A 20,044-nucleotide genomic window follows, 5' to 3' on the forward strand; every position below is an offset into this window, starting at 1 on the left:
ACCGATTCCTGCGAGGCTCAGTGGCATGACAACGACGACGACCCGCTTCGACGGCCAGGTCCTCACCCCTGGCGACGCCGGCTACGACACCGCCCGTACCGTCTGGAACGCCATGGTCGACCGGCGTCCCCGCATGATCATCCGCGCGGCGACCGTCGCCGACGTGGTCGCCGCCGTGCGGCTGGCCCGCGAACAGGGCCTGGAGATCGGCGTGCGCTGCGGCGGCCACAACGTCGCCGGCTTCGCCGTGCCGGACGGCGGCCTCATGATCGACCTGACGCCCATGGGTGGCGTGCGGATCGACCCGGTCCGTCGCCGGGCCCGGGTGCAGGGCGGCGCGCTGCTCGGCGCGCTGGACCGGGCATCGCAGGCGTACGGCCTGGCCACCACCGCCGGCAACGTCTCGCACACCGGCGTCGGCGGGCTCACGCTCGGCGGCGGCATGGGCTGGCTGGCCCGCCAGCACGGCCTGGCCTGCGACAACGTGGTCTCCTACACGATGGTCACCGCCGAGGGCGAGGTCGTCACCGCGAGCCGCACCGAGAACCCCGACCTGTTCTGGGGCCTGCGCGGCGGTGGCGGCAACTTCGGCATCGTCACCGAGTTCGAGTTCCAGCTGCACCACACCGGTACGCGGACGCTGGTCGCCGAGTTCGACTTCCGCGCCGAGGACGCCGTACCGGTCATCGAGGGCTGGCGCGACCTGAGCGCGGTCGCGCCCCGGCGGGCGACGTTCACCGCCGAGGTCGCCAGCGGGCCCGCCGGCCCCATCGCCACGGTGGGATTCGTGTGGGTCGGCGACCCGACCGAGGGCCGCCGGCTGCTGCCCGCGATGCGGGCGCTCGGACGCCCGGTCGCGTCCCGGGTCAGCACGCCGTCGTACCTCGAACTTCAGCGACGCGACGACTCCAGCGGCGGCCACGCCTACCGCCGCTACTCCAAGGCGCACTACCTGCGGCGGTTCTCCACCGCGGCGATCGAGGCGTTTCTGCTGCGCGGCGGCACCGACCTGAGCGGCGACCGGTACCTTCCCGGCGTGGGCCTGCAGGCGTACGGCGGCGCGATCGCCGATGTGCCGGAGGCAGACGCCGCGTTCAGCCACCGCGGCACGATGTTCGAGTACGGGGCCGGCTGCCGCTGGACCGACCCGGCCGAAGACGACGCGAGGATGGCTGCCGCCCGTGCCGCGGGCGCGGCGCTGGAGCCGTACGCGAGCGGGGTGTACGTCAACTCGTTGACCGCCGACGAGCTGGCCGACGGGCAGCGCGGCGTGCGGCGGGCGTACTCGCCCGCGAAGCTGGCCCGGCTGACCGCGGTGAAGACCGCGTACGACCCGGCCAACGTGTTCCACCTGAACCAGAACATCCGCCCGGCATCCTGAGCCGTCCGAGCGCCGGTTGCGTGAGGTCGTCGCGGCCGACCACACTCTGTGGGTGGCGGCCCGACAGACTCCCAGTGCTCAGGCCCGCAGCCGGAGGCAGGCGGACCATGCGCCCAGCGGCATGTGGGCCCGCAAGAAGCAGGAGACCCGCCAGACCCTGCAGCGGGTCTCGCTCCAGCTCGTGCTCGAGCGCGGGCTGGACGGCGTCACCGTCGACGAGATCAGCAGCGCCGCTGGCGTGTCGCCGCGAACGTTCGCCAACTACTTCACCTCCAAGGACGAGGCGCTGACCGGCGACGGACCGTGCGTGTTCGATCCCGCGATGCTGGCGGACATCGCCACCGGGGCCGCCGCCCTCGACCCGCTTCCGCAGGTGCACGCGCTGCTGTCCGCCAGCGTGGCGGAGGCCGACGGCCGCTGGGAGGAGATGCGCCAGCGGCGCCAGCTGCAGGAGCGGTATCCCGCCCTGATGGCGCGCCTGCTCGGTCGCTTCGCGAGCCTGGAGGATGAGCTGACCGGCGCGTTGGCGCGGCGCGCCGGCGTGGACGCCCAGTCGGAGATCGGTCCCCGGCTGCTGGCCGCCGTCTCCATCACCACCCTGCGGGTGGCGTTCCTTCGCTGGACCGAGCAGGACAGCCAGCGCTCGTTTGGCGCATACCTGGAGGAGGCGTTCACCCAGCTGCGCGGTGTGCGGTGAGACCGAGCCCCAACCTCGGGCGGCCCACAGCAGGCTCAGAGTAGGGGGAGTACGGCCCGTGCCACGACCCAACTCGTGTGCCTGGTCGCCTCGAACCTGATCCGTTCCTTGTCGACGGGCGGGCTCGCGGGCGTCTCCTCACACGAATGCCAGGGTTCGCACCCGGGCGGCACGGTGATGCCCTGGTAATCCCGCGCCACGCCGAACTGCGTGACCCAGTTGTGGTTGTAGGCAAGGCACATGAACCACAGCTCGAACAGGTTCGAGTCGTCCTCGTACTGCCGCCACTCGGTGCAGTACGGCTGGATCTTGGTGATCACCGCGGTGTTGGCGCCGACCAGCAGCTGCCGCAGACCACCGTCGCCGAGCCCGGCGTGCAACCGCGCCGCCATCGCGATCGGCCCGACCAGGTTCACCGCCAGCCCGAGCGGGTCGACGGTGTGCTTGGCATCGCCCGGTCCGGCCGAAGTGGACTGTGGCGGCCCGACCTGAGCCGCCTGCAGATGGCCGTCGGTCAGCGCCGCACACGCCGTGGCGTCGCGCGCCCACGCCTGCGCCGCGGACGGCGCGAGCCGCTCGAGATCGGCGAGCTCGACCACATGCCGTGTCGCGCAGGCGCGTACGCCCGCGATGGGCACTCGCTCCAGCTCGGCCAGTGCGTCGGCGCGGATGCCGGCCACCGCGGTCACGACCTGGTGGACCACCTGTTGCGGCGGGCCACCGGCGGCCAGGGTGCTGTAGATCTGGGTGATCGGGCCGAGCAGCGAACCGGTGTCCGCCTGCGCCGGTCGCGCACCGCCGGGCACCGTGACCACCGTCGCCGCCAACGCCGCAACGGCACCGCGTACGAGCATGCGTCTCACAGAGCTCTCCCCTCGTCGCCAACGGCCCATAGGAAGGCGTGAATACATCAGACCGGCTGGCGATACCACTAATCAAGCAGTCGATCTCGGCGTCCCGATGGATGGGAAAGCGGTTTCCTAAGGTGTCGCCCGCCCTGCTCCGCCCGCCCCACGCCGTCCCGTCCCGCGCCGCCCCGTGCCGTCCCGTCGCGCGCCGATCAAGGGCGAATGCACGTGGTTGGATCTCTTTTCCGCGTGCGGTTGCCCTTGATCCATGCACATGGCCTTGATCGACGGCCCCTCGCGGGACAAGCCCAGAGCCAGGACCGAGGTCTGAGCTACCGCGATGCCCGCCGCGGTCGAGGCCCGTTGCTCCCGCGGCCTCACCGTCCGCGTCCCCACGACCCGCGTGGACGTGGCGACAACATCCGTGACACTGCGGCTTCCGGGTTAGGGCAAGGCGGCGACGCGCGGGGAGAGTGACCACACGTGGAGGGTGAGGCCGCGGGAGCAGCGGTCTCGCGCACGACGAACGTCGCGGTAGCCCGCATCTGGGTCCGAGCCGGCGGCGGGTGTATCCGCGTTCGTCGATCAAGGGTAATCGCATGGATCAAGGGCGAATACACGCGGTTTTGAGATCCAACCGCGTGTATTCGTCCTTGATCGGGGGGAGAAGGCGCGGGGGTGGGACCCGCGCATGACGGCGCCGCGCCCCGGGCCGGTTCAGGCCGGGACGCGGCGACGATCGGTCAGCGTGTCAGGGCGTGATGAGCGTCGTGAAGACGTCGGCGTTGCCCGAGGCGCCGACATGGTCGTTGACGAACCCCTGGGTCACGCCGTCGAAGCGGTCGACGTAGTCGGGCAGGTTGACGGTGAAGGAGAGCGGCCACGAGCAGATCTTCTTCTTGTCCTGGAGCGCGCCGCGGGCGGCCGCGTTCAGCGGCACGTACGTGGACCCGCTGGCGAGGCTGGTGATCGCTCCGGCGACGGCGGTGCCGTACTTCGAGTACGGCGCCTGGCAACCCGTGGCGTCCTTCTCCATGATCAGAAGGTCGATCTTGCTCCAGCTGAAGCCTTGCCAGTTCACGATCGTCTTGAATGGATAGTAGTTCTTGTTGGGGACGTTCACCTCGTACAGGGGCACGACGTCCGCCCGCGGCTGGCCGTTGCTGCCACCCATCGCGATCACGAAGACCTCCGCGTCGCACAGGCTTCCGGGGCACCACCACTTGCCCGCCCCGGGTTCCTGCACGTTCTTGATTTTGATGCGGTCCAGCCGGGTCGTCTTGGGCGGATTGGCCGGGACGAAGACGTCGCTCAGCACGCCGGCGGCGTTCAACGCGGCGGAGACGGCGTACATCGCCTCGGGCGTGATGTTCTCCATGTCGAGGCTGACCATGATCATGGGTGCCGGTGGCTCGCCGGCCAGGTCGACGATCACCGGCTTGCCATCCAGGTTCTCAGCGGTGAGCGTGGACGCCTCCGAGTCCTCGTCCGGCGCGGCGGCGAAGAGGGGCGGGACGCCCCTGGCGAGCTGACCGTCCTGGTCGGCCAGGTACACCGCCAGCGTGGAGCCGGTCATCTTCGGCAGCCCTAGGAACTCCTTCAACCCGGCGTCGGCCGCCGCGGCCAGCCGGGTGAACTCCGCGCCAGCCTTCGAATCCGACTTCGTGAAGACGGTGACGGGATCCACGACCCCATCGGTGCTCAGCGCGCTGAACAGCTCCTGACCGGCGACCCGATCGGTAGCGGCCAGCCGCAGCTGCCGGGCGAGGTCGATCTTCGTCTGCTCGACCGGCCCCACCTCCGTCTCGTCGGCCGCCGGCGCCGCGGCCGCCGACCCCGCCGCCAGCGGGATGAGCGATGCGAGCAGGGCACCCGCCACCGCGGTGGCTGTCCAGTTGAGTCTGCGTTTCGACATTTCCGTGTCCCCTTTGCCATCGGTGGCCCGCTCGATCGGCGGGCACGAAGACACGGTGGCGCCGGTGGCTGGCGCGGACCTGACGCGAGGCTGAAACCGTGGAGCTCGGGGCTCCTGTCCGGTGCGCGACCGTGGGCCCGTACGGACTGTGTCGCACCGCTAGCCTGTAGCTGATCTAGCCCGGGGAGACGGTCGCATGCAGGTGAGGCTTCTGGGTCCGGTCGAGTTGACCGTAGGCGGGGTGTGCCGCCCGGTGCCTGGTCTGCGGCGCAAGGCTGTCCTCGCGGTGCTCGGCCTGCACCCGGGCCACATCGTGAGCAGCGACCGGCTGATCGACCTCGTCTGGGGCGGCAACGGGCCCAGTACGGCACAGAACACGCTGCAGCGACACATGTCCTATCTGCGCAATGTGCTCGGTGCCAAGGACGCGATCGTGGCCCGGCCGCCGGGCTATGTGCTCAACATCGGCGCCGAGGCAACCGACGTCGAGACCGCGGAGCGACTGATCCGGCTGGCCCGGCAGTCATCGGATCCGGCCCTGAAGGTCAGGCACCTTCGCGGCGCGCTCGCGCTGTGGCGTGGCCGCCCGTTGCTGGACGTGGTCGGGCTGGGCTGGCTCGACGAGCAGGCCGAGCGCCTGGTCCAGATCGGACACGAGGCCGCGAGCGCCCTCATCGAAGCCCGCCTCATGCTGGGCGAGCACGCGGACCTGGTACCGGAGCTCGAACGGCTGGCCTCGGCCCGGCCGTTCGATGAGGACGTCCATCGCCAGCTGATGGTCGCGCTGTACCGGTCCGGCCGGCAGGTCGACGCGCTCGCGACGTACCAGCGGCTCAGGCGCAGCCTCGGCGAGGAGCTGGGCATCGATCCCGGCCAGCCCCTGCGCGAGCTGGAGTCGGCCATCCTGCGCCAGGACGCGTCGCTGGCCCCACCGGCGCCCGCGATCACGGTGCTGCCCGCGCCGGACGTGCGGGTGGTGCCGGCGCAGCTGCCGCTCGCCGTGCCCGCGTTCACCGCCCGTACCCGGGAGATCGCCCGCCTCGACACGCTGCTCGCCCGATCGGGCTCGACCTCGGCGGTGGTCATCGCCGCGGTGTCCGGCACCGCCGGGGTCGGCAAGACCGCGCTGGCCGTGCACTGGGCGCACCGCGTGCGCGACCAGTTCCCCGACGGGCAGCTCTACGTCAACCTTCGCGGCTTCGACCCCGGTGGGCTGGTGGTCGACCCGGCCGTGGCGCTGCGCGGCTTCCTCAGCGCCTTCGGCATCGAGATGGACCGGATCCCGGCCGGCGTGGACGCGCAGGCCGCCCTCTACCGGAGCGTGCTGGCCGGAAAGCGGGTTCTCGTCGTGCTCGACAACGCCCGTGACGCGGAGCAGGTCCGACCCCTGCTGCCCGGGTCGCCGGGGTGCGTCGTGGTGGTGACAAGCCGGAATCAGCTCACCGCCCTGGTGACGGCCGAGTGCGCGTACCCGGTGATGCTGGACCTCCTCACCGGCGACGAGTCGCGCGACCTGCTCGCCCACCGACTGGGCACGGACCGGGTGGCGGCCGATCCGGCCGCCACCCGGGAGGTCATCGAGCGATGCGCCCGGTTGCCGCTGGCCCTGGCCATCGCGGCCGCCAACTGCTTCACCCACCCGGAACTCCCGGTCGCCTCGATCGCCGCCCAACTGCGCGACTCCACCAGCACCCTGGACGCCCTCAACGACGCGGACGTGGGCACCGACATCGCGGCGGTGTTCTCCTGGTCGTATCAGGCGCTCACCCCCGGTGCCGCCCGGCTGTTCCGGTTGCTGGGCCTGCACCCCGGTCCCGAGGTCACCGCGGCCAGTGCCGCCAGCCTCGCCGGGCTCGCGGCCGCCGCGACCCGCCCGTTGCTGGCCGAACTGGTGCGCGCACACCTGCTCATGCAGCCGGCGCGCGACCGTCACACGCTTCACGATCTACTATGGACATATGCCGCGAGCCTGGCCCGCGGCGAGGAGAGCGAGCCGCGACGGGCCACCGCGGCGCGGCGCCTGCTCGACCATCACCTGCACACCGCGTTGTCGGCCGGTCAGCTGATCAACCCGAAACGGGAGCCGATCGCTGTCTCACCACCCGCGCCGGGCGCGGTGTTGGGGCAGCCCGCCGGCCGGGATGAGGCCGTCGCCTGGTTCACCGCCGAGCGGGCCGTGCTGCTCGCCGTGATCAGGCAGGCCCCGGCCAGCGGGTTCGACTCGCACATCTGGCAGCTCGCCTGGGCCGCTCAGGACTTCCTCACCCGGTGGGGCCACCGGGAAGACCACGTCGCCAGCCAGCGCGCCGCCATCGACGCCGCCCAACGCCAGGGAGACCTGGTCGCGCAGGCTCGCTCCCACTGTGGATACTCCACCGCCTGTGCCAAGCTGCACCGCTACGACGAGGCACACAGCCACCTTCGGCACGCGCTCGACCTGTACGAGGCGCTCGGCAACCACGCCGGTCAGGCGTTCGCCTACTACCAGATGGGCTGGGTGTCGAACCTGCAGGGCAGGCACGACCGGGCGCTGGGCCACGCCCGGCGGGCCCTGCGCCTGTACCGGCTGGCCGGCCACCCGGTCGGAGTGGCGCGGACGCTGAACTCCCTGGGCTGGGACCACGCGCTGTGCGGTGACTACGAGCGCGCCCGACCACGCTGCGAACAGGCGCTGGCCGCGCTGCGACTGCTCGGTGACCGCCACTTCGAGGCGGGTGCGTCCGACAGCCTCGGCTACATCTACCACCATCTGGGAAACTACGGTCGCGCCGTCGAGCACTACCGGCACGCGGTCGAGCTGTTTCGCGATGTCGGTGATCGCTACTACGAGGCTGACGCCCTCAACCATCTGGGCGACAGCCACCGCGCGGCCGGCGATGTGGACGCCGCCCGCGCCGCGTGGCGACACGCGCTGGCCATCTTCGACGAGCTCGGGCACCAGGACGCCGCCACGATCCGCGGCAAACTCGGCACCCGGCCACCGGTCACATTGGTGGTTCCGAGTAGATCGAGCACGGCAGCTTGGAGTTCTCCAGCGCTTCCGGTGAGCACTCGACCGTGAGAACGTAGTCGGGAAGGGCCTTCAGCCCATCGCACGTGAAGATTACTATGTCGTCGAAAAAGCGGCCGCCGGCTTTCTCGCACACTCTTTGCAGCTGTCCCGGCTTCATCTCCGTGGCGAAGAAGAGGCAGCGCCGGTCGTCGGTGGAGCATATGATCGCGTCTTCGTCGAGGTCGCAGCTGTACGAGCCGCGCGTTTCCGTGTATTCGCCGTTGAACACGGCGCAGTAGCGACTGAGTGTGTCCGGTAGGTCGGGGGACGGGTCGCCCGCCGTCGCCGGAGTGGCCCACACCGCGACGCCGGCGACCGCGAGAAAGACCGCCGCCACGACGGCCATCACCCGGCGCGGGATGCTTATGCGATTCATCGCCTCACTGTCGCGGCCGGTGCTGAAACGAAGCTGAAACGAAGCCGGCGCGACTAGTACACCTCCAGCTCGACCACGCGGGAGTAGGTCAGGCCCTCGTTGCTGGCCAGCGCCACGATCCGCACTCCGCTGGTCAGTACCGGCACGAACGTGCTGCTGACCAGGCCGGCGGTGTTGCCCCGCACCTGCGCCACGGTCGTCCACTGGCCACCGCTGTCGACCTGGACGTCCCAGTCCCGCAGGCCGTACCGGGCCGCCGGATAGCGCGCCGAGTCCAGTGTGTACAGGTCGACCCGGCTGACGGTCTGCGGCTGGGCGAGCGTGACCCGCAACCAGTCCGGGAACAGCCCGCGCGTGCCGTCGTTCCAGCCGGTCGTGGTCGCCCAGTGTGCCGAGTCGCGGTCGCCGTCGGTGGCACCGCAGGCGGGATAGAGCGGCAGGTGCTCCGAGGACGCCATGACCGTGGCGAACCTGGCCAGGTTGCCGGTCGGGTTCTCCGGTGGCGGCAGCACCGTCACCGGCAGCGACAGCCGGGTGTCGCCGGCGCGCAGTTCCAGCGCGTACCCGCCCGGCGGCGTGCCGACCACGGCGGTGACCTGTACCCGGACCTTCAGCTCGTAGCCGGCCGGGAGGTAGCTGGTGACGACCTGGCGGGAGACGCTGAGCTCAGGTGGGGCGGTGACGAACGCGTCCGCGTATACGTCGCGCGCGCCGGCGTTCTTGAAGCGCAGCTCGAAGCCGCTGCGCGGGCACGGCTGCGGCAGCACCTCGACCGCGCTCACGTCGGTCGACAGCGCCAGCTCGGGCCGGGTCCGATCGGCGCCCGCGGGCGCTCCGCCGGCCAGCAGCACGAGGCCGCACGCCGCGATTGTCCCCAGTAGACGGTACGACATGGAGGCTCCTCTCAGGCCAGGTTCAAGCCGGGGTTGCCGGCCTCGACGACGAACGAACGCAGTGTGCTGACGGGTGCGCCGGGCCGGTCGACATACGGCAGGACGCGGTAGTCGGCGCGCAGCTCTTCGGGGGTCAACCGGCACACGACATAGCCGCGCCGCTCGTTGACCAGCTTGAGGTGCGGGTTGGCGGCGAGAAACTTCTCCCCGTTCGGCGAGATCTCCATGCCGTTCCCGGCGCTGCTGATCGACGTGCCGACCAGTTCCGTACCGATGGTGGGCCCGGCGACGTCCTGCTTCAGGTCGAACGCGTAGCTGGAGTGCACGTCACCGGTGACCACGACGGGGTTGGATGCCCCGGCCAGCGCCGCCAGCACCCGCTGCTGCTGCGCCTGGTAACCATCCCAGCCGTCCATGTTGAACAGTTGGCCGTCGGTCGGGTCGAGGTCCATCTGGCTCATGATGACCTGGCTGGCCACCACGTTCCAGGTGGCCCGGGAGCCGCGCACGCCCTCGGTCAGCCACCGTTCCTGCGCGTCGCCGATCAGGGTACGGGTCGGGTCGCGGCGCGCGGCCGAGTCGGGATCCCAGCCGTCGCCCGCCGCCTGGTCCGAGCGGAACTGCCGGGTGTCCAGGACGGTGAAGTCGGCCAGGTCGCCGTATCCGAACCTGCGGTACAGGCGCATGTCCGGTCCCTGCGGTTGCGGCGTGCGCAGCGGCAGGTTCTCCCAGTACGCGCGATAGGCGTTCGCGCGGCGTACCAGGAAGTCCTCGACCGGCGCGTTGCTTTTGGACACCAGGCCGGCGTAGTTGTCCTGCACCTCGTGGTCGTCCCAGGTGACGATCCAGGGTGCCACCCGGTGCGCCTCGCGCAGGTCGGGATCGCTCTTGTAGAGCGCGTACTGCAGGCGGTAGCGGTCCAGCGTGTCCGTCTCGGTGCGGAACTGGCTCGGCACCGGCATGCTCACGTTGCGCAGCCCGCCCGCCGCGGCCACCCCGTACTCGTAGATGTAGTCACCCAGGAACAGGACCACGTCGGGGTCCTCGGCGGCCAGGTGCCGGTGCGCCGTGTAGTAGCCGTCCGCCCAGTACTGGCACGATGCGAACGCGAACGTCAGCGCCGATGCCCGGCCGGCGGGCGCGGTCCGGGTCCGGCCGACCTCGCTGACCCACCGGCCGGTCTTGAACCGGTAGTAGTAGTGGCGTCCGGGGCGCAGCCCGCGCACGTCGACGTGCACACTGTGGCCGTACTCGTACCGCGCGGTCGCCACGCCGCGCCGCACCACGTTGCGGAACCGTTCGTCGGTGGCCACCTGCCACTCCACCCGCACGTCCCGACGATCCATTCCGGACAGTGGTTCGAAGGGCTTCGGTGCCAGCCGGGTCCAGATGACGACCGAGTCCGGTAGCGGGTCGCCCGACGCGATGCCCAGCGTGTACGGGTCCTCGCGCGGTGCCGCACCGCCCGCCCGTGCCTCGTCCCGCCCCCGGAAGTCGACGGTGAACGCCAGTGCGGTGGCGGCGCCGGCGACGGTGAGGAACCGCCGTCGAGCCACGGCCGCCGCCGGCCGGGATATCTCCGACACGCCAACCTCCAGTGTGCGCAGTTATCTGCCAGTTGATCATCCGAGCAGTGAAAAGTTTCTACATTATGACCAACAGGCGAACGAAGCGCATCACCCTGGCGGCGTTCTCGCTAGGCTTCGGACGATGAGCTGGGTGGTGGGCGCCGCACTCGTCATCGTCGTCTCCGTAGCCAGCGCGGCACGGTGGGCCCGTCGCCGGCTGGTACTGGTGACAGTGGACGGTTCGAGCATGGAGCCAGCGTTGTATCCAGGCGATCGCGTGCTGGTCCGCCGGCGCGGACTCGCACGGGTGCGCCGAGGCGATATCGTCGTGCTCGAACCACCGGTGCCGCCCGGCGTCACGCGGGTCGCGGTCGCTCCGCGAGCGCTCGACAGCCGCCGGTGGAACATCAAGCGAGCGGCGGCGCTGCCCGGTGACCCTGTCCCGCCCGCCGCGCACGACGCGGCCGGCGTCGACCGTGTCCCGCCGGGCGCACTTGTGGTTTTCGGCGATCACGCGACAAGCATCGACTCGCGTCAACGTGGATTTTTCTCCGCGAACGACCTGCTGGGCGTGGTTGTGCGCCGAGTGTCACGCACCCGGTGAAGCCGATATGAAAGAGATCTGAAAGCCCAACACGCGACGATGCCGGGAACCGATTGAGGCTGGCGCCTCAGAGAGGGGTTCCCATGTTGGGTGTTGTGAGCAGGCTGGGTGACCGCCTGCTGCAAAGGCTGGTGCCGAAGACGACGGCATCGGCCTGCGGGGACGCGAGTGTGCAGGCGGAATGGTTCGTGGCCTGCTACTGCGGTGACGCTGGGTCGCCTCCGCCCGGAAGCTCGTTCCCCTGCCGCTGGATCGGCAAGATCTGTGGCACGTGCGGTGGCACCAGCTACTGCGGGAAGTGCGGCGAGGCCGTCGGCGGGAACTGCTGTACGTGATTCCGACCGGTGGTAAGCGTCGGAGGTGCGGGCCCTCACCCGGTCCGCGCTCCGGCGCCGCGAGTCGACGTCGCCGAGGGGGAGCGTGATGGCGTATCTCGTGATCGCCTGCCAGGCGATGCTGATCGGTGTCTTCGCCGCCTCGACAGTCACCAAAGTGCGCGGCAAGCGCGCGTACGCGGACTTCCGCCGGTCGGTCGAGGCGTTCGGAGTACTGTCGCCATCCTGGTCGAGGATGGCGGCTCGCGCGACGGTGACCGGCGAGGCCGGTGTCGTGCTCCTCCTCGTGCTGCCGTCGACCGCGCCTATTGGATTCGCGCTGGCCGCGGCTCTTCTCTGCGCGTTCACGGTCGCGATCGCCCTTGCCCTGCGTGGCGGAAAAACCGCTCCGTGCCGGTGTTTCGGCACCTCGGCCGCGCCCCTGAGCCGCACTCACCTGATCCGCAACCTGTCACTGCTCACCGTGTCGCTGACCGGCCTGGCCGCCGGGGCCATCCGGACCGATCCGGCCCGCGACCCTGCCGGGCTGACCCTCTCGCTCGCGGTCGCCGGGGTCGCCGCGCTGTTCGTCGTCCGTTTCGACGACGTGGCGGCGCTGCTCAAGCCCTCGGCGAGCGACCGACACCACACCGCCAGAAGGAGCTGACATCCGATGCCGTTTCTCGTCACCGCAGTCGTACTCGTGGGCCTGCTCTGCGCCGTCGACCTCTTGCTGACCTTCGCCGTCCTGCGGCGGTTGCGCGAGCACACGGAGGAGCTCGGGCGGCTCTCCGGGGCCGGTCACGGCTCGATGGGCGTCGACCGGGACAGTCTGATGGGCCGGGAGCTGCCCGAGTTCTCGGCGGTCACCGTCGACGGCGCGGCCGTATCGCGGGAGAGCGTGACCGGCGCGGTGGAGCTGGTGGGAATCTTCTCGCCCGGCTGCAACCCGTGCCACGCGCAGGCGCCGCTGTTCGCCGCGGAAGCCGCCCGTATGCCGGCCGGGAAGGCGCTGGCGCTGGTCGCCGGGTCCGGCTCCGACGCGGACGACCTGGTCCAGATCGTCAAGGGCGCGACCGACGTGGTGCTCGCGCCGGAGAGCATGACGGTGGTCAACGGGCTGAACATCGGCGTCTTCCCCACCTTCCTGCGCCTGGACGCCGGTGGCTCCATTGTGGACGCGGCAGTCTCGGTAGAGGGTCTGGCCGCGCTCAGCCGGTCATGACGACAGCCGGATCCACCGCGCCGCCCCGGCGGTCCCGGCATCTGCCGCGGCGGCTCGCCAGTGTCTGGGTACTGGGCTTCAAAGCCGGTCCGTGGCTCGCCGTCGGGCAGCTGGCCATCGCCGTGATCCTGGGGCTCCTACCGGCGGCGGTGGCCTGGCAGACGAAGTTCATCATCGATGGGCTCGCGGCCGGGGAAGCCGCACCAGCGCTGCTCGGGTGGTCGGTCGGCCTGGCCGCGGCCGGGCTGGCCACCGCCGGGGCGCCGCAGGTGACCGCGTACCTCGGCGGCGAACAACGCCGCCGGCTGGACCGTCTCATGCAGGACCGGCTCTACACCGCGGTCAACTCGTTCCAGGGACTGTCGCGGTTCGAGGATCCGCGCTTCCTCGACACGCTGCGGATGGCATCGCAGGCCAGCGGCGGCGCGCTCGTCCCGGTCACCACCGGCCTGCTCGACATCGGCCGGGCCGTCATCACCGCCCTGTCGCTGATGGCCACGCTGTACGTGCTCAGCCCGGCGATGACCGGCATCGTGCTGGCCGCCGCGGTGCCGGCGCTGGTCGCCCAGATGCTGCTGTCGAAGCGGCGCGTCAACATGATGGTCTCCATGTCGCCGGCCGTCCGGCGGCAGATCTTCTACGGCCGGCTGATCACGGATTTGCAGGCCGTCAAGGAGATACGGCTGTTCGGCCTGGGCGACTTCTTCAAGACCCGGATGCTCGCTGAGCTGCGCGACGTCCAGGACGGCGAACGGCGCATCGATCGCCGGGTACTGCGCGTGCAGTTCCTGCTGGCGGCGCTGAGCGCAGCGGTGACCGGAGGCGGGCTGATCTGGGCGGTGCGGACCGCGGCGCACGGCGGGCTGAGCCCCGGCGACGTGACCGCCTTCGTCGCGGCGGTCGCCGGCGTCCAGACCTCGCTGGGTGGTCTGGTCGCCGGCATCGCCAGCGGATACCAGGCGCTGCTGATGTTCGACTATTACGCGGAGGCGACCAGCCAGCCGCCCGACCTTCCCCAGGCTCCGGCCCGCGACGGCAGCGGCGCGGTGGTGGCGCTCCGGCGCGGCATCGAGCTTCGCGATGTCTGGTTCCGGTACGACGCCGCGCACTCGTGGGTCCTCCAGGGCGTCGACCTGACCATCCCCTATGGACAGTCGGTGGCGCTCGTCGGTCTCAACGGCGCCGGCAAGAGCACGCTGGTGAAGCTGCTGTGCCGCTTCTACGACCCGGATCGCGGCGTCATCTACTGGGACGGGGTCGACATCCGAGACGTCGCGCCAGCAGAGCTGCGTAGCCGGATCGGCGTCCTGTTCCAGGACTTCATGGCCTACGACCTCACGGGGGCGGAGAACATCGGCCTCGGTGACCTCGACGGCATCTCCGATCGGTCCCGGATCGAGCGAGCCGCGCGCGCCGCGGACGTGCACGACGCGATCGCGGCGATGCTGCGCGGATACGACACCCTGTTGAGCCGACTCTTCTTCAAGGAGAGCGACAAGGACAACCCGGAAACGGGCGTGATGCTCTCCGGCGGGCAGTGGCAGCGGCTGGCCCTCGCCCGGACCCTCATGCGTGAAGGCCGCGACCTCCTCATCCTCGACGAGCCGAGCTCCGGGCTGGACGCGGAGGCCGAGCACCAGATCCACCAACGGCTGCGCGAGCATCGGCACGGCCGCACGAGCCTGCTCATCTCCCATCGGCTCGGCGCCGTCCGCGACGCCGACCTCATCGTCGTACTGGCCGGCGGCCGCATCGTCGAGCAGGGCGATCACGCCGAGCTGATGAGCGTCGGCGGTGCCTATGCGCGCATGTTCACACTGCAGGCGACGGGTTATCGACAGTCTGAGAAGGTGTGAGCTACGGATCGATGACGTGCCTGGGCGGCGACGGGGTGTCCTAGCGTGCTGGGACCGGATAGCGTTGGGTGTCCATTCAGGATCGCGTGAGGAGACCATCGTGCGGGTGCGTGTCGTGACTGTCGCTGCCCTCTTGACCGCCACCGGGGCGGCCGTCGTGCTCGGTCTGGCCCAGGCCGGGGCCGCCCTGGCGGGCTACACCTGGTCAAACTAGCCCCTGGCGGTGCGGCCCGGGACGGTGGTGTCCCGGGCCCACGGCGGTGGCGACGTACCGGTGTCCCTCGCGTGCCGTGAACGTGATCCGCTCGCCGTTTCCGTCCGGGCGCACCTCGCGGCCGGTGGTCGCGTCCACGAGCCGGTACGGGCCGGCGAAGAGCGGGCTGCGCAGCGCCACCTCGCCGGTGGAGCCGGCGGTGACCGCGATCTCGCTGGCCGCGCCGCTGGCCCACCGCACGTCGACGGTGAAGTCGCCGCGGGCCCGCAGGCCGGTGACCGCGCCGTCCGGCCACGCGCCGGGCAGTGCGGGAAGCACGTGCACGTCACCGGTGTGGCTCTGCAGCAGCATCTCCGCGACGCCCGCGGTGGCACCGAAGTTGCCGTCGATCTGGAATGGCGGATGGGTGTCCCACAGGTTGCTGAGCGTGCTGTAGCGCAACTGCTCGCTCAGCATCTTGTGCGCGTGGTCGCCGTCCAGCAGGCGCGAAAAGAAATTGATCTTCCAGGCTTTGCTCCAGCCGGTGCCGCCGTCGCCGCGGGCGGTGAGCGACACCCTGGCCGCGGCCGCGTGTTCGGGGTCGGTCAGCGGGGCGATCTGGTCGCTGGGGTGCAGGGCGAACAGGTGGGAGACGTGCCGGTGCTGGTCGGTGGGGCTGTCCCAGTCGCCTTTCCACTCCTGAAGCTGGCCCCAGGAGCCGATCCGTAGGCCCGGGTCGAGACGCTCCAGTGTGGACTGTACGGTGGACTGGAATGCGGCGTCGCCGCCGAGTACCTTGCCCGCCTCCAGCACGTTGGTGAACAGGCTCCACACGATCTGCTGCGACATCGAGGCGCCCGCGGTGAAGTCTCCGTTCTCGGGGGAGAAGCTCGGCGACACCACCAGCTTGCCGTCGCGCGGGTCGGTCACCAGCTCGTCGAGCCAGAACTCGGCCAGTTCCCTCATCAGCGGGTACGCGCGCCGCCGCAGGAACGCGGTGTCTTTCGTGAACAGGTAGTGCTCCCAGTAGTGCAGCGCGAGCCAGGCGCCCGCCTCAGGGAACCAGAACGACTGCGGGTAGTCATGTACTCCGGTGAAGCCGAACGGGTTGGTCTCGTTGTTGACGACCCAGCCGCGGTTGCCGTACATGTACCGAGCGGTGTGCCGGCCCGGTGGCGCGAGCGAGTCCACGTAGTCGAACAGCGGCCCGGTGGTCTCCGACAGGTTCGTGGTCTCGGCCGGCCAGTAGTTCATCTGCAGGTTGATGTTGACGTGGTAGTCGCCGCTCCACGGTGGACTGACGGAGTTGTTCCACACACCTTGCAGGTTGGCCGGCAGCGAGCCGTCTCGCGACGAGGCGATCAGCAGGTAGCGTCCGTACTGGAAGTAGAGCGCGTCCAGCGCGCGCTCCGCCGGGCTGGTGCCGCCCCGGTAGGCGCTCAGCAGTTCGTCGGTGGGCGTCGCCGGCATCGACTGTCCGATGTCGAGCGACACGCGGTCGAAGAGCCGCCTGTGGTCGGCCACGTGCCGGGCCAGCAGGGCGTCCCAGGACTGGGCCGCCGCGTTGTCGACGGCGGCGGTGACCGCGGCGTGCGGGTCGGGCCCGCGGTAGGCCGGATAGCTGGCGGCATAGTCGGTGCCCGCGCCGAGCACGAGGACGGCCGCGTCGGCGCCGCTGACGGTCACGGTGCCGTCCGGGTTGTCGGTACGCGAGCCGCCCTCGTTGCGTACCTGGATCTGGCTCTCGAAGGTGAGCTTGTTGTCGTCGAGCTTGCCGGCGAACGTGATCCGCCCGCCTGCGGCGGTAACCGTCTTCGACCGGTTGGCGGGCGCGGAGACGCCGGCGCTGAACGCCACCTTGCCCGGCTGGTCGGCGCTCACGCGTATCACGAGCACCCCGTCCGGATGGCTGGCGAAGTACTCGCGGGTGTATCGGACACCGTCATCCACATAGGACACGCGGGCCACGGCGTTGGCGATGTCCAGCTCGCGCCGGTACTCCCGCAGCGCGCCGGGGCCGGCGGGCAGGCGCAGCGTGAGGTCGCCGAAGGTCTGGTACGCGCCGAAGCCGTTCCTCGGCTGCCCGAGCCGGCTGGCGACCTCGTCCGGGCTGATCCGCAGCCGCTGGTCGAGATCCCGCTGTACCTGCTGGATCGCGCCGGGCCGGGGCGAGCTCCAGTTGCCGAAGTCGTACCCCTGCGTCGAGCCCGGCCCGCCGGTCCACAGCGTCTTCTCGTTGAACTGGACCGTCTCGACGGCCACGCCGCCGAAGACCATGCCGCCCAGCGCTCCGTTTCCAATCGGCAGCGCCTGGGTCTCCCAGTCGGTGGCCGGCTCGTCGTACCAGAGCGTCAGCGGGTCGCCGGACATGATGCGACTCACCAGACCGCTCCTCCCACGTCGTACCTGCTCAAGGCCCGCCCAAAGATATCGGATGCACAGGGTCCATGATCCGATGAAGCCGATCTGAAAGGCAGCGTTGGTACCGTCCTCGGCATCGCCCGTTCACCCTCGGGCGACGAAGCTTTTATGAAGGGGACTGTTGCTACGGTCCTCCAATGACCGAGCTGAATCCCGAACGTGCCCGGCGAGCGATCATCGAACACACCCGGCGCCTGGCCGAATCGGCCGCCGCTGCCGGACCTGACGCCGCCGTGCCGACCACCCCGGAGTGGACGATAACCAACCTGGTAGAGCACGTCGGCCAGACCCAGAACTGGGTCGCGGAGATCATCGAGCGGCGCATCACCGACCCCACCCAGCTGCCCACGGGGGCGGCCGCCCTGCCCGCCGATCCCCGCCAGTGGGAGGCGTGGCTGTCGCAGTCGGCGCAGCGGGTCGCGGACGCGCTCTCCGACGACGCGATGGACGCGCCGGTGTTCAACGCCGCGGCGGACGGGCGGACCGGGACGCGTTTCTGGATGTCCAGCGTCCTCAACGAGACGGTCGTCCACGGCTTCGACGGGGACAACGCGGCGGGCCGGCCGGCCGACATCGCCCCCGACATCGCGGCCGCGCTCATCAGCAACCACCTGGCGATGCTCACCTCTCCCACCTGGGAGCTGCAGCGCTCCGAGTCCGCCCACGCGATCCGGGGCACCGGGCAGACGCTGCAGTTGCTGGCTACCGACACCGCGGACGGCACGGGCGCCTGGTTCGTCGAACGGCGGCCGGACGGAGCGGCGTGGCAGCCCGGAACCAAACCGGCCGACGTGACGGTCACCGGCTCGGCACAGTCGCTGTTGCTGGTCCTGACCCGGCGACTTCCGCTCACCGACCGCGAAACCACCAAGATCACGATCGAAGGCGACGCCGGCATCGTGCGGCACTGGCTCGACAACACCGCCCACATCGCCGACTGACCGGCACCGCCGCACGACTCCAGCACCTCACCGTTCGCCGGGCGTGATCAGGCCGGACTCGTACGCACAGATCACGGCCTGTACCCGATCGCGCAGCCCCAGTTTGCTCAGCACGTTGCTGACATGGGTTTTCACGGTGTGCTCGCTGACGGTGAACGCGGCGGCGATCTCGGCGTTGGACCGGCCCTGCCCGAGCAGTTCGAGCGTCTCCCGCTCGCGGTCGGTGAGCCGGTCCAGCCCGATCACCGGGCCCGGTCGGGGCTGGCGCCGGACCGCGTCGTCGACGAGGCGGCGGGTCACCGCCGGGGCGAGCAGCGCCTGGCCGTCGACGACGACCCGGACCGCGTGCACCAGGTCGTCGCGACGGACGTCCTTGAGCAGGAACCCGCTGGCACCCGCGCGGAGCGCGTCGAAGACGTACGCGTCGGAGTCGAACGTGGTCAGCATGATGACGCGGGTGTCGGTCTCGGCGCAGATCTGCCGGGCCGCGCCGATGCCGTTCAGGATCGGCATCTCGATGTCGAGCAGCGCCACGTCGGGCTTGTGCGCCCGGACCGCCCGTACCGCCTCCGCGCCGTCGCCGGCCTCGGCGACCACCTCGATGTCGTCCTGGACGCCGAGGATCAGCGCGAAGCCGGCGCGGACGAGCTCCTGGTCGTCGGCCACCACCACCCGGATCACGGGAACACCGCCTCCACCTTGAACCCTTTTCCGTGCAGCCCGGTGCCCACGGTGACCTCCCCGCCGGCGGCGGCGATCCGCTCCCGCATACCGGACAGCCCGTGCCCGCCGGCGGCTGGCCGGGCGGAGCCGACGCCGTCGTCGGCGACGCTGAGCCGGAACCCGCCGCCAGTCCACCCGGTGCGTAGCTCGACCGTGCCCGCCTGGGCGTGCTTGACCACGTTGGTCAGCGCCTCCTGGACCATCCGGTACGCGGCGAGCTGCACGTCGGTGGGCAGTTCGCGCGGTGTGCCGGAGCTGCGGACGCGCACGTGCAGGCCGGCCAGTTCGGCCTGCCCGACGAGGTCGCCCAGGTTGGCCAGGCCGGGTGGCGGCCTGTCTTTCAGGGTGCCGACGGCCTGCCGGAGCTGGCGCATCGCGTCGCGGCCGGCGGTGGCGATCGCGTCGAACGCGGTACCCGCCCGCTCCGGGTCGCGCTGCGCGACGGCGGCGCCGGCTTCGGCCTGTACGACCATCATGCTGAACGCGTGGCCGAGGATGTCGTGCAGGTCGGCGGCGATCCGGGCGCGCTCACGGGCGGCGGCGAGCTCGGCGGCCTGGCGTGCGTTGGCGCGGGCCAGTTCGCGGCGGCCGCGGGTGAGCGCGCCGAGCGCGTACGCGGCGGACCAGGTCAGCAGCTCGCGGGCGGCGGTGGCGGGCGCGCCGACGGTGGCGGTCAGCCCGATCGCGGTGATCGCCAGCGCGGCCACCCGGTGCCACTTCGGTGCCAGGTCGGCGACGGTGTACAGGCCGACGAGCGCGCCGTACCAGACCGGCTGGGCGGGTCCGGTGCCGATCAGGTCGTACGCGCCGACGCACAGCTCGGTGAGCAGCAGGCACAGCAGCGGCGCTTTACGCCGGAACACCAGCGGAAGGGCCGAGCCGACCACCGGCAGGTAGCCGGCGAGTTGCCACGGCTCCGGGTCGAACAGGAAGGGCACCGACTGGGCGAACAGCACCGCCGCCGCCAGTGCCAGGTCGCCCCGCCGTCGCCGCCACACGATGATCGACAATAGCCGTCTCACCCGAGCGAGGGAGGC

At 70.8% G+C, this 20,044-nt stretch carries 16 protein-coding genes; 8 read left to right on the forward strand and 8 right to left on the reverse strand.

All coding sequences use genetic code 11. From position 1 onward, the window contains the following. Positions 1 to 25: 25 nt before the first annotated feature. A complete protein-coding gene (locus QMG73_RS17060) occupies positions 26 to 1,381 on the forward strand; it encodes an FAD-binding oxidoreductase (protein ID WP_281896672.1) in 1,356 nt (451 codons plus the stop codon). 52 nt (positions 1,382 to 1,433) lie between these two features. Continuing rightward, positions 1,434 to 2,078 (forward strand): TetR/AcrR family transcriptional regulator, encoded by a 645-nt coding sequence (locus QMG73_RS17065; RefSeq protein ID WP_281896674.1) that lies wholly within the window; start codon positions 1,434 to 1,436, stop codon positions 2,076 to 2,078. 35 nt (positions 2,079 to 2,113) lie between these two features. Here QMG73_RS17065 and QMG73_RS17070 read toward each other — a convergent pair whose 3' ends face one another. Together QMG73_RS17070 and QMG73_RS17075 are read right to left on the reverse strand one after the other, a co-directional pair. Beyond that, the gene (locus QMG73_RS17070; protein ID WP_281896676.1) at positions 2,114 to 2,941 is read right to left on the reverse strand and encodes a hypothetical protein; all 828 of its coding nucleotides are present in this window, start codon (positions 2,939 to 2,941) and stop codon (positions 2,114 to 2,116) included. Between the two features lie 736 nt (positions 2,942 to 3,677). Beyond that, entirely contained in the window at positions 3,678 to 4,841 is a 1,164-nt protein-coding gene (locus tag QMG73_RS17075) for a DUF3103 family protein (protein ID WP_281896678.1), read from the reverse strand. A 196-nt stretch (positions 4,842 to 5,037) separates the two neighbouring features. Between QMG73_RS17075 and QMG73_RS17080 the strand changes: the two genes are divergently transcribed. Further along, positions 5,038 to 7,902: an AfsR/SARP family transcriptional regulator gene (locus QMG73_RS17080; protein ID WP_281896680.1), complete on the forward strand. Its 2,865-nt coding sequence runs from the start codon at positions 5,038 to 5,040 to the stop codon at positions 7,900 to 7,902. Here QMG73_RS17080 and QMG73_RS17085 read toward each other — a convergent pair. The 3 genes from QMG73_RS17085 to QMG73_RS17095 are packed head-to-tail and all read right to left on the reverse strand — an operon-like array spanning position 7,826 to position 10,748. Next, positions 7,826 to 8,269, reverse strand: a complete 444-nt coding sequence (locus QMG73_RS17085; protein WP_281896682.1) for a hypothetical protein — start codon at positions 8,267 to 8,269, stop codon at positions 7,826 to 7,828. The genes QMG73_RS17080 and QMG73_RS17085 overlap by 77 nt on opposite strands. 53 nt (positions 8,270 to 8,322) lie before the next feature. Then, positions 8,323 to 9,162, reverse strand: a complete 840-nt coding sequence (locus tag QMG73_RS17090; RefSeq protein WP_281896684.1) for a discoidin domain-containing protein — start codon at positions 9,160 to 9,162, stop codon at positions 8,323 to 8,325. An 11-nt stretch (positions 9,163 to 9,173) separates the two neighbouring features. Continuing rightward, complete coding sequence (locus tag QMG73_RS17095; RefSeq protein WP_281896687.1) at positions 9,174 to 10,748, reverse strand: alkaline phosphatase D family protein; 1,575 nt, start codon at positions 10,746 to 10,748, stop codon at positions 9,174 to 9,176. A 124-nt stretch (positions 10,749 to 10,872) separates the two neighbouring features. Here QMG73_RS17095 and QMG73_RS17100 point away from each other — a divergent pair, with 124 nt between their 5' ends. From QMG73_RS17100 to QMG73_RS17115, 4 genes are all read left to right on the forward strand, one after another. Next, positions 10,873 to 11,334, forward strand: coding sequence for a S26 family signal peptidase (locus QMG73_RS17100; RefSeq protein ID WP_281896689.1), 462 nt, complete (start codon positions 10,873 to 10,875; stop codon positions 11,332 to 11,334). Between the two features lie 423 nt (positions 11,335 to 11,757). Beyond that, positions 11,758 to 12,315: a MauE/DoxX family redox-associated membrane protein gene (locus QMG73_RS17105; RefSeq protein ID WP_281896691.1), complete on the forward strand. Its 558-nt coding sequence runs from the start codon at positions 11,758 to 11,760 to the stop codon at positions 12,313 to 12,315. A gap of 6 nt (positions 12,316 to 12,321) precedes the next feature. Beyond that, entirely contained in the window at positions 12,322 to 12,873 is a 552-nt protein-coding gene (locus QMG73_RS17110) for a TlpA family protein disulfide reductase (RefSeq protein WP_281896694.1), read from the forward strand. Continuing rightward, positions 12,870 to 14,729 (forward strand): ABC transporter ATP-binding protein, encoded by a 1,860-nt coding sequence (locus QMG73_RS17115; protein WP_281896696.1) that lies wholly within the window; start codon positions 12,870 to 12,872, stop codon positions 14,727 to 14,729. The genes QMG73_RS17110 and QMG73_RS17115 overlap by 4 nt, the downstream gene beginning before the upstream one ends. Before the next feature lie 205 nt (positions 14,730 to 14,934). Here QMG73_RS17115 and QMG73_RS17120 read toward each other — a convergent pair whose 3' ends face one another. After that, positions 14,935 to 17,304, reverse strand: a complete 2,370-nt coding sequence (locus tag QMG73_RS17120) for a glycoside hydrolase family 95 protein (RefSeq protein ID WP_281896698.1) — start codon at positions 17,302 to 17,304, stop codon at positions 14,935 to 14,937. Positions 17,305 to 17,480: 176 nt separating this feature from the next. Here QMG73_RS17120 and QMG73_RS17125 point away from each other — a divergent pair, with 176 nt between their 5' ends. Beyond that, positions 17,481 to 18,284: a maleylpyruvate isomerase family mycothiol-dependent enzyme gene (locus QMG73_RS17125; RefSeq protein ID WP_281896700.1), complete on the forward strand. Its 804-nt coding sequence runs from the start codon at positions 17,481 to 17,483 to the stop codon at positions 18,282 to 18,284. 27 nt (positions 18,285 to 18,311) lie between these two features. On the opposite strand, the gene QMG73_RS17130 is transcribed toward QMG73_RS17125, so the two are convergent. Together QMG73_RS17130 and QMG73_RS17135 are read right to left on the reverse strand one after the other, a co-directional pair. Next, positions 18,312 to 18,965, reverse strand: a complete 654-nt coding sequence (locus tag QMG73_RS17130; protein ID WP_281896702.1) for a response regulator — start codon at positions 18,963 to 18,965, stop codon at positions 18,312 to 18,314. Then, positions 18,962 to 20,029, reverse strand: coding sequence for a sensor histidine kinase (locus tag QMG73_RS17135; RefSeq protein ID WP_281896705.1), 1,068 nt, complete (start codon positions 20,027 to 20,029; stop codon positions 18,962 to 18,964). The genes QMG73_RS17130 and QMG73_RS17135 overlap by 4 nt, the downstream gene beginning before the upstream one ends. Between the last annotated feature and the right edge of the window lie 15 nt (positions 20,030 to 20,044).

This window comes from Phytohabitans aurantiacus (assembly GCF_027923225.1).
In the GTDB taxonomy this organism is placed as follows: Bacteria; Actinomycetota; Actinomycetes; order Mycobacteriales; family Micromonosporaceae; genus Phytohabitans; species Phytohabitans aurantiacus.